Here is a 9,036-nt window from a genome sequence, read left to right as displayed (position 1 = left end):
AGATGGTCGATATTTATGGGGTGAAAAAGGCACCGTGTATTCCTGTCCTTACGATGCCTTGGCTGAACGGAAAAAGCGACATGCGCATCGAAGGCCAGCCTGCTCTTACGCAGAACTGTACGCATCAATGTCTTTATTGCGGACACATACAGATCGAAAATGACGGTCAGGAACTGGATTAATCAGTCGCAACCTACCACTATAAAAACAAAATGCGTTGGTGAGAGATTGGCTATCTTCTCCACCAACGCATGATATAGGTTATCTTCAAATCGTTCGCTCCACATCAGGTACCGCAAAAGGTTCGGTAAGGACGGGTGGATTCCTCAGGCAATGTAGAGTAAATTTCCTGTTCGGTAGAGTAGGCATAAGGGTTCGAAAGAACTTCAAGAAGCCGCTCCATCACACGGTAGTCTTCTCGTTCCACCGCAGCTTCCAGTGCTTCTTCTACCCGGTGGTTGCGTGGAATAATTGCAGGATTGCTGCTGCGCATCAGCTGATACGAGGAGGCTTGTGATTCCTGCTGTCTGCCCAGCCTCGCCTGCCACTGCTCGTACCACTGGGTGAATTCCGCAGCGCTGAACAGAACCGTATCTTCCAGCTTGTTCAAAGTTAGGGCACGGAAGGTATTGGTGTAGTCGGCACGATGCTTCTGCATGATACTCAGAAGCTCCTCAATAAGAGATTCATCCTCCTGCTCTTCGTTAAAGATCCCTAGCTTCGCCCGCATTCCTGCAAGCCAATGATGATGGAACATTTTTACAAAATCTGAAATTGCATCCTCAGCCAGTGTGACAGCCTGCTCCCTGTTGTCATGCAGCAGTGGCAAGAGCGTCTCAGCAAATCTCGCGAGATTCCACGCAGCAATATGCGGCTGATTGGCATAAGCATAGCGGCCCTGCCTATCGATGGAACTGAACACCGTCTCAGGATTATAGGTATCCATGAAGGCGCAAGGACCATAATCAATGGTTTCTCCGCTAAGGGTCATATTGTCGGTGTTCATCACCCCGTGAATAAAACCAACTAGCTGCCATTTGGCAATCAGCTCGGCCTGACGCTTAATCACTTCCTGAAGCAGTGAAAGGTAACGGTTTTCGTCATTGGCAACTTCCGGGTAGTGTCTTTCCAATGTATAATCAGCCAGAGCACGGAGATCTTGAGACGTGCCCCATGCTGAGACGTATTGAAAGGTTCCGACGCGAAGATGACTGGCAGCCACACGGGTCAGAATGGCTCCGGGCTGCTCGGTTTCCCGGATGATCGACTCACCCGTGGATACGACCGCCAAGCTGCGGGTGGTAGCAATACCTAGCGCATGCATCGCCTCACTGATGATGTATTCGCGAAGCATCGGACCAAGTGCCGCACGACCGTCACCACCACGGGAGTATGGCGTTCTGCCTGAGCCCTTGAGCTGAATATCAACCCGTTCACCCAAGGGATTGATCTGTTCGCCAAGCAGCAGAGCACGTCCGTCTCCTAACATGTTAAAATGCCCGAATTGATGCCCTGCGTAAGCTTGAGCAAGAGGCATAGCCCCTTCAGGAACCTGGTTGCCGGCCAGCTCCGCTACGCCATCATTCCCTTGCAGCGCCGTGCCGTTCAACCCCAGTGATGCTGCCAACGGATGATTAAGAATGATCAGCTTTGGTGAGCGGACAGGAGTTAGGTTGAGCTTTGTAAACAATGATTCCGGCAAACGAGAGTAACTGTTGTCGAAGTTCCACCCTATTTTATCTGCTATTTCTTTTTTCTCCGTCATAGTGTCTCCTTTTCTGCTGCGGTATCTTAGGTTTTCCCATTTTAGTTTTTACTTCTGCCCATTTATTATCCAATTATGAAACATGGAACATAGAATATGCTTTTTTATTATAATCGATTATCAAACATTAATTGTATTTGAATACCGAATGGGTCTTCAATAATACCGTAGGCTTGGCTAAACATATTATTAGATAATGGCACAATAATTTTCACTCGATCATCTGTAATTAAGCTATTATAAAAACGTTTAATTTCTTCTAGGTCAGCACTTTGAATACATAATGAAGTATTATTCCCTACTGTATATTTTTCACCGGGATTCATTGTATCTTCTGCTATCATTATCTTTGTTTTTCCGATGGTTAAGACAGAATGAGAAATATAATTTTTATTTTCATCAGTAAGCTGTATGGAGCTGTCACGTTGGGCCATGTCTTGATAGGTAACAAGAAACAATTCCTTTGCGTTGAAGTGTTTTTTGTAAAAATGTATAGCTTCTTTTGCCTTTCCGTTCATGGATAAGAAAATAGCTACTTCCAGTGTTGTACTCATGGTATCAATCTCCTTTTATATGTGTAGATATCTTATGAATTTGAAATATTCCCTTGAACTTATTATCATATAAAAAGGTATCAAAACATGACACCTTTATAAGGAGATTTAGATGAAGAAATCGGAAAGATTAAATGACATGATCAGATACTTAAACAGTCGAGAGTTCTTTAATTTAAATGACCTAATGGATAAATACCATATTTCAAAAAGTACAGCTCTACGTGATATTAATTCATTAGAACAATTAGGTATGCCTATTTTTTCGGAACATGGCAGACATGGACGATATGGTATCTTAAAAAATAGATTGTTATCCCCCATTATTTTTACAATGGATGAGGTATATGCTCTGTACTTTGCAATGTTGACGTTAGAAGCTTATCAATCCACCCCCTTTCATTTAAGTGTTAATAAACTCAATGAAAAGTTTGAACACTGTCTTTCTAAAATACAACTAAACCAGATTCATAAAATGAAAAAGGTTTTACAATTTGAAATATATCAGCATAATCATGTTAGTCGTTATTTAGATAAAATTCTAACAAGCATTCTTAATGAGAGCACCTGTAAAGTTAAATATGTAAAAAATAATCAGAAAAAAAGTTACTATGTTCAATTTTTCAAAATTTCTGCTAAGTTTGGTCAATGGTATGCTACTGGAATAGAGTTACATACGAATAAATATAGAGTTTTCAGATGTGATCGAATCACCTTTGTAGAAGAAGAGGAGAACAATTCTCGCTTTTCTATAGATGAACTCCTTAGTCGTTCATTAGAAATGTATCAAGCTGAGAAGAGCATTGACTTTGAAGTAGAGATTGTAGAACAAGCCAAGGATATTTTTTATAAAGAACATTATCCTTCTATGAAAATAGAAAATGGTGATAAGACAGTCATTAAGGGATTTTATAATCCAGGAGAAGAAGAATTTATAGCTCAATATTTTATGAGATATGGTCATTATGTACGATCAGTGAAGCCTGAATCTTTAAAACAGATTATTAAAGATAGAGTTGAGCACCTCTTAAACCACTATCAAAAATTATAAGATCATCGAAGGTTTGTTCAAAATTTTCTCTACATTCTAGTAAAGAAAAGGAACCTGCAAGCTCCTTTTCTTTACTAGCTATGACATTTGAATCATGGCTTCCGTTTGGCGATAACAGCATAGGATACCGTTCTTGTGAATCCAGTTGGATTCCATGCAGTAAATACCCATCTGTCTTCGGCCGCGGAATAATTATTGAGAAGAAACCCTTGTTCATTTCCAGAGAAAGTCCATGCACCGCTAATCAGATTGTAGGCGTTACCGTTAATCGTAGTGCTTCTAAAGCTATTAGGAGAAATAGTGATCGGTGCGAAAGTGAATCGTGCGAACCCATCTCCAAGTTGAGTTACACGAATGGCTTTTTTAAGATTCATAATCACGTGACTATTTTTTTTTAGTTTTTTTCCCAACTTTGCTTCTGTTTTTTTAATTTTCATTAAGGTTGCCTTTCTCAAAGAAATCATCTCCTTAATTGTTTTACTTATAGTTAATGATGGAGTAGATACTTTTGAATGGACAAAATCCCCGGTAAATTGGCTTGATTTTCTGGAGGTGCTGAAACAAAAAGCCCTTCCTTAAAATAAAGGAGGGCTTGATACCGCTACTTCTCATATTTTCCGTTCCTATACCGATTTTGTTAAGCCGATATGGGTGATCATGGTGTCATACGGTTCTAATTCCATGGTTTGTTTGCCATATTCCGTATCAATCGTCGTTCTTTGAAGTTGATCGCTATTGTTAATAACAACCAACATTTTACTTTCTGGATAATAAGCACACTCTGTATATAGGTTATCCGTAATGTACTTCGTTTCATGTAACTCATTGCCTGCAAAGCGAATCAAATTCAGCAGCAACCTTGTGTTTTCCCAGCTGAATTCGAAAGAAGGAAGGTATATCCCCTTTCCTTTACCGAAGGCATGAGTAGACAGTGTTATCATACCACTCGTTTCTTCCACTACCGCAGCTGACCCATCGGTAAGATAAATGCTATTCTTTGGCGTTATACTGGCTCCTTCAGGCACCAAACCATGCTCATCCCTAACCTCGTATGCCCATCTTCCATGACCTACTCTGGAACCTGTATCCTCATCCAGTCCAAGAACATGTGCCATTCTGAAAAAGCTGTCGTGGCCTTCGACCGCAGAAGGCTGGTTGATGCCAATAAAGGTCCCCCCCTCATAAACCCATTGGGTCAGTAAGTCCACACACTTGTTGTCATTCCAGTACTCCCCACCACTCCATGCTGAACCAGCAGAGCCGGCATTGATCACTACATCACAATCCTGTAGAATTCCCTGACGGATATCTTCAAAATCAATGAATTTCACTTCAATCGGCAATCCGGATAAAGCCTCATTGACATGAACCAAATCATGCATATATGTTTCATGGAAATGTCCGGACAATGTCCACGATCTCAATTTTCCCCAACTATGCAGAATAGCTACCTTCGTCTTCATGTGATAGGGCTTGCCTTCATGGTGCAGTTCCTTAATTTCTCTGAATTCATTGGCAATCTTTTCGATGTAATCGCAAAAATCCGGGTAAGGCTCTACAAGGTGCAAATATCCGCCCAGTCCAATTCGGTCAATAGGCTCCCGCAGCAAGGCGCGCCGAATATTAATCCAATACTTTTTGGCATCCAGCGTGGGGTTCCCCCCTTCCATAAAGGTAGGAAGCCCGCCTAAACCAACCGGAAATAAGTATGGATGCAGCCGAATCTCATGTGTATTCACTTTTACACCTGAGCAAAGTCTCGCCTCGTAACCTGAGAACACACATTTAATCAACCCGTCAAATCCAAACTCTTGAAAACGGTCATTGTAAGGCTCCATACCAACCCAACTGTCATCATAGAAAACATAGGCCAGCTTGTCGTGCCTATGCACAATGTCAATTAATTTCTTGCCAAATTCGATTACAAAATCATTGATAAATTCCATCCAATCCAGCTTGCGCTGCTCAGCCGGGATATGACTGACGCGGTATTTCCCGCCATTCACAAAATCCTCGGCAGTCATCGAATACCCGTATTTCTTGGCAAACAGATCAAGCGCTCTTGAACTTACCGTAAAATCATATGAACCCCAGTCAGAGAACAGATGGCGATTGCGCTCATTACTACCCCAGATCCAGGCGAAATTATAAAATAAGGAGGTAAACCGAACAACCGTGGTTTCCTTATGATGGAGACACCAATTTTCCATCCAATCCAGCAGATACTTTTGCGTTTCTACATAGATGGGATCTATCTGCATCAAATGCTCTTTGTCCCAATGATTCGTTGTGTGATTGTACATGGAAATCTCTTCCCAGATCCGGTAGGCCATGAAGCTTACCGTGTATTTATGCCAAGGAACAATTCCGGTAATGACCACATTTCCGGATTCCCTTTCATAATTCCACTGTTCTCTTGGAACTTCCTCCCCGGTCGTTCTGTCAAAAACCTGCCAGTAGTTAAATGCCTCTTTGGAATCATTCACTTTGAATTGTTCAGCAAAAAAATCCTCCATCAGATAGATGGATATATAATCTTGTACAGCTACCTTCGGATTTGTAATTAAAAAACACTGCTGCAGCTTGTCAAGATTGTGGGACGCCCACTCGTTATGATCTCTGATGATACAGATTGTCGAATATATGCCGTACCCAGCGTTAATAATCTCGTCGGACAATTGCGTGCCGTCACTATCACGAATGACATCGGCACCCCACCGTTCAGCTAATTTTAGGGTCAGCGCCTCATAACCAGATTCTCCCGGTAGTGTAAAGGCCCCCGTTGTTTGTTTAGACAACTTCGATCCCTCCTAATTCAACATATCGGATAGAAAAGCCAACGCCAAGCCTTGTCCCCAGCCCTGAATCCAGTCTTTTGGAATATTGCGATACCCATCCCGATCTTTCATAACCGCTGTGCCGCCCGACACACCTAGTACCCGTCCGTCCTCGCTAATATGGTTCAAGATGCCGTCCAATGTCTTTTGCACGTATTTGGTATGCAGCGGATTGCCGTTATTGATCATGGCTGCCGCGATTCCGCAAGATGCAGACACCTCCTCGTAGGACTCCTCGTCATCCAGTACCGTCCGCCATAGGCCGTTCTCCGTTTGAACACCCTTTAGTGCCGCCAGTTGATCCCGAAGCGAACACTCTACGTCCATGCACTGCGGATATAAATACCAGTCCTTCAAATGAATTTTAACTTGCGACATGGTATAGGCTCCCCAAGCATTCGCTCTCCCCCAGAAAAATCCGGACATGTGATCCTGCTTGACATTATTGTAGCCATGGTACCAGAAACCGCTACTAGGGTCTTGCAGGTATTTGATATGCCAGTAATATTGATTTAAGGCGTCCTGGATCATTTCCTCATCCTTTAATTTGGTTCCTACACGGAGCAGAAAAAATGCCGCCATAAACAATGTGTCCGCCCATGCCTGTTCTGGAAAATCATTAGCAACGGATACCGTATGTTGCAGAACATTGCCTCCGAACCTAAGAGCATGGTTCCGAATATAATCCACCTTGCTCATCGCAATATCCCAATATTTTTGGTCCCCTGTTTCTTCATACAATGTGATCAGCATATGACCCATGGCACATGTGTTTACCGTCCAGTGCGGCAGCCCCAGCTCGATATATTCATCTGCCCATTGCACAAGCATATTCAAATAGTCTTTATTTCCTGTTTTTGTATAGGCCGTGGATACACCATAATAAGCCACACCGCAAGGCCAGTCCCACGTCAAATCCATCGCCATTGTTTTTCTGACGACTTTGTCGATAACTTTTAATATCTCTTCCTTGTCACAATTCAATTGAAGCATCTTTATTCCCCTCTCCTAGCGCACACGCCCCCAAAGGCGCTTGAGAGCTGTTTGTCGCCGTTTTGAAAACGCTTTACTTATTCCATTGTACGCAGTAAAATAGTCTCCATCTAAGCATATTCGCAACAAAACTGTGCAATTCCAATCATTTATGTGATGATTTTGCAAAAATCCAATAAGCGACTTCCAATAAACAGTATATAGATCGAAATGGTCTAGTTCGTCTATATATTGCACCTTGGAGCGATTGGAATCGAATTTTGCAAAATCCTGATGTATATCTGCTGGTTAAAATCAAAGTCATGGGGGTATTGAATATGCCCAGAAAAAAGAAGCCCGTTATAGAATATCGGCACTACAGCTTGCCTATAAATTTCCCTGTCTTGCTATTAAGCGGTGAGCGTTGGAAGATTTCAGATATTAAAAGTGAGCATCTCCATTTCCATAACCATTTGGAGATTGGTATATGCTATTCAGATAGCGGTACCATGGAGATCAAAGGAGAATCTGTACCCTTCAAAGCGGGCGATGTGACCTTCATCCCCAGGTATCTTCCTCATACCACGTATAGTTCGCCAAATACAGCCAGTCTTTGGTCTTATATCTTTTTTTCGCCAGAGGACCTCTTTCAACATTCATTTAAAAGTGCTTACAGCAACTTCGAGCCAAATTTGTGGGTGGTGAAGGGAACGAACTGTATATTGAATAAGGAGCAACATCCCAAGGTTTATACACTTGCGACTTCAATCGTAGAGGAATTAAAACAGCAGAATCCTTACTATCAGGAAAGTGCCTACGGCTTATTGCTATCCCTTTACATAGAACTCCTTAGAATTCATTCCAGGAATGAACTGTTGGCAGATCAAGAAACAGAGCATAGCCTGAAAAGCGATTTTGTCATTTCTCCGGTTCTGGAGTACATCACGAAAAACTATATGAACCCCATTACTATGGATTTTTTGGCCGACCTGTGCCATTTAAGTACAACTCATTTTCGAAGAAAATTCCATGAAATTATGGGGACGTCGCCTCTCGATTTCCTAAACAGCACCCGAATCGAAGAGGCTTGCAAGCAGTTAAAAAGCACGGAAGATTCTATTCTTTCGATCTCCGAACAAGTCGGTTTTCATTCCATTTCCAGCTTCAACCGTTGCTTCTCCAGGCTTATGGGAAAGCCGCCAAAAGAATGGCGTAAAGGGGCGCAATCCGAAGCCCAATCCGCGAAAGCGTCTATACTGGAGTTTACGGGGTGGGTTTAGCATAACAGCAGAAATAAACTTGATAAAACGAATTCAATATTCTGGATATCAAACTAGCCATTTTCTGCTTTATATGATTAATCACATTTTGCAATGTATCTAGAAAAGCATAAAATTCAAATCTTTTAATAACTCCATTCCAGCAAGCCCCGTTGTATAGCCATCTTTGACCTTGAAAATTAATTTATGTAATAGCCAAGTGCCTAAAAATAAACGTAATGATGAAATCGGTGAATCTCACAAAATGACAACAGATGTTATATTATACTTGATTGAAGTTAAGCAAAGGAGATGCTTATAATGAATCAAGAACCAAATCAGCAATTAGGTGAGATTATTGAACAGTTCGTACATTCATATATTGCAGAAAATAACAATATTCGATCCCGAAAAGTAATCAACACTGCAGATGGGGATACAATAGCTCATTTAAGGGGAATTGGTTTTCCAAAAAAAGGAAGACCGATACAAGAGGTCGTCGATGAAATGAGGAAAAACGTCTATCCTCACCAAACCTTCATGCAACACCCTCGCTTTTTCGCATTGGTTCCTGGTCCAATGTCTCTTTACTCGTGGT

Annotated in this window: 8 protein-coding genes and 1 pseudogene; 4 read left to right on the top strand and 5 right to left on the bottom strand. The window is 41.9% G+C overall.

The features are described from left to right. Positions 1 to 182: DUF4280 domain-containing protein (locus GRP75_RS14445; RefSeq protein ID WP_160789636.1), on the top strand; the 182-nt coding region annotated here is incomplete at its 5' end. Positions 183 to 286: 104 nt separating this feature from the next. On the opposite strand, the gene GRP75_RS14440 is transcribed toward GRP75_RS14445, so the two are convergent. Together GRP75_RS14440 and GRP75_RS14435 are read right to left on the bottom strand one after the other, a co-directional pair. Beyond that, complete coding sequence (locus tag GRP75_RS14440) at positions 287 to 1,765, bottom strand: protein adenylyltransferase SelO (protein WP_160789635.1); 1,479 nt, start codon at positions 1,763 to 1,765, stop codon at positions 287 to 289. A gap of 107 nt (positions 1,766 to 1,872) precedes the next feature. Continuing rightward, positions 1,873 to 2,319, bottom strand: coding sequence for a VOC family protein (locus GRP75_RS14435; protein WP_160789634.1), 447 nt, complete (start codon positions 2,317 to 2,319; stop codon positions 1,873 to 1,875). Between the two features lie 112 nt (positions 2,320 to 2,431). On the opposite strand from GRP75_RS14435, the gene GRP75_RS14430 reads away from it, so the two are divergent. Beyond that, on the top strand, positions 2,432 to 3,370 hold the full coding sequence (locus tag GRP75_RS14430; RefSeq protein ID WP_160789633.1) for a helix-turn-helix transcriptional regulator: 939 nt from the start codon (positions 2,432 to 2,434) through the stop codon (positions 3,368 to 3,370). Between the two features lie 92 nt (positions 3,371 to 3,462). Here the strand turns inward: GRP75_RS14430 and GRP75_RS14425 are convergent, their stop codons facing one another. The 3 genes from GRP75_RS14425 to GRP75_RS14415 form a co-directional block, all read right to left on the bottom strand. Continuing rightward, on the bottom strand, positions 3,463 to 3,834 hold the full coding sequence (locus tag GRP75_RS14425; RefSeq protein ID WP_226887842.1) for a hypothetical protein: 372 nt from the start codon (positions 3,832 to 3,834) through the stop codon (positions 3,463 to 3,465). A gap of 159 nt (positions 3,835 to 3,993) precedes the next feature. Continuing rightward, positions 3,994 to 6,168, bottom strand: a complete 2,175-nt coding sequence (gene gnpA, locus GRP75_RS14420; RefSeq protein ID WP_160789632.1) for a 1,3-beta-galactosyl-N-acetylhexosamine phosphorylase — start codon at positions 6,166 to 6,168, stop codon at positions 3,994 to 3,996. 12 nt (positions 6,169 to 6,180) lie between these two features. Continuing rightward, positions 6,181 to 7,200, bottom strand: coding sequence for a glycoside hydrolase family 88/105 protein (locus GRP75_RS14415; RefSeq protein ID WP_160789631.1), 1,020 nt, complete (start codon positions 7,198 to 7,200; stop codon positions 6,181 to 6,183). Between the two features lie 317 nt (positions 7,201 to 7,517). Between GRP75_RS14415 and GRP75_RS14410 the strand changes: the two genes are divergently transcribed. Beyond that, positions 7,518 to 8,459: an AraC family transcriptional regulator gene (locus GRP75_RS14410; RefSeq protein ID WP_160789630.1), complete on the top strand. Its 942-nt coding sequence runs from the start codon at positions 7,518 to 7,520 to the stop codon at positions 8,457 to 8,459. A 300-nt stretch (positions 8,460 to 8,759) separates the two neighbouring features. Next, positions 8,760 to 9,036, top strand: a pseudogene (locus GRP75_RS14405) (glutamate decarboxylase); the annotation flags it as partial.

This window comes from Paenibacillus sp. OT2-17 (assembly GCF_009827695.1).
In the GTDB taxonomy this organism is placed as follows: Bacteria; Bacillota; Bacilli; order Paenibacillales; family Paenibacillaceae; genus Paenibacillus; species Paenibacillus polymyxa_B.
This window is presented reverse-complemented; position numbering and strand designations above follow the sequence as displayed.

What these genes read in the sequence shown, in the direction of transcription:
- GRP75_RS14435 (WP_160789634.1), bottom strand. Translation starts at nt 2,319, where the DNA reads ATGAGTACAACACTGGAAGTAGCTATTTTCTTATCCATGAACGGAAAG.
- GRP75_RS14425 (WP_226887842.1), bottom strand. Translation starts at nt 3,834, where the DNA reads ATGATTTCTTTGAGAAAGGCAACCTTAATGAAAATTAAAAAAACAGAA.
- GRP75_RS14410 (WP_160789630.1), top strand. Translation starts at nt 7,518, where the DNA reads ATGCCCAGAAAAAAGAAGCCCGTTATAGAATATCGGCACTACAGCTTG.
- GRP75_RS14430 (WP_160789633.1), top strand. Translation starts at nt 2,432, where the DNA reads ATGAAGAAATCGGAAAGATTAAATGACATGATCAGATACTTAAACAGT.
- GRP75_RS14415 (WP_160789631.1), bottom strand. Translation starts at nt 7,200, where the DNA reads ATGCTTCAATTGAATTGTGACAAGGAAGAGATATTAAAAGTTATCGAC.
- GRP75_RS14440 (WP_160789635.1), bottom strand. Translation starts at nt 1,765, where the DNA reads ATGACGGAGAAAAAAGAAATAGCAGATAAAATAGGGTGGAACTTCGAC.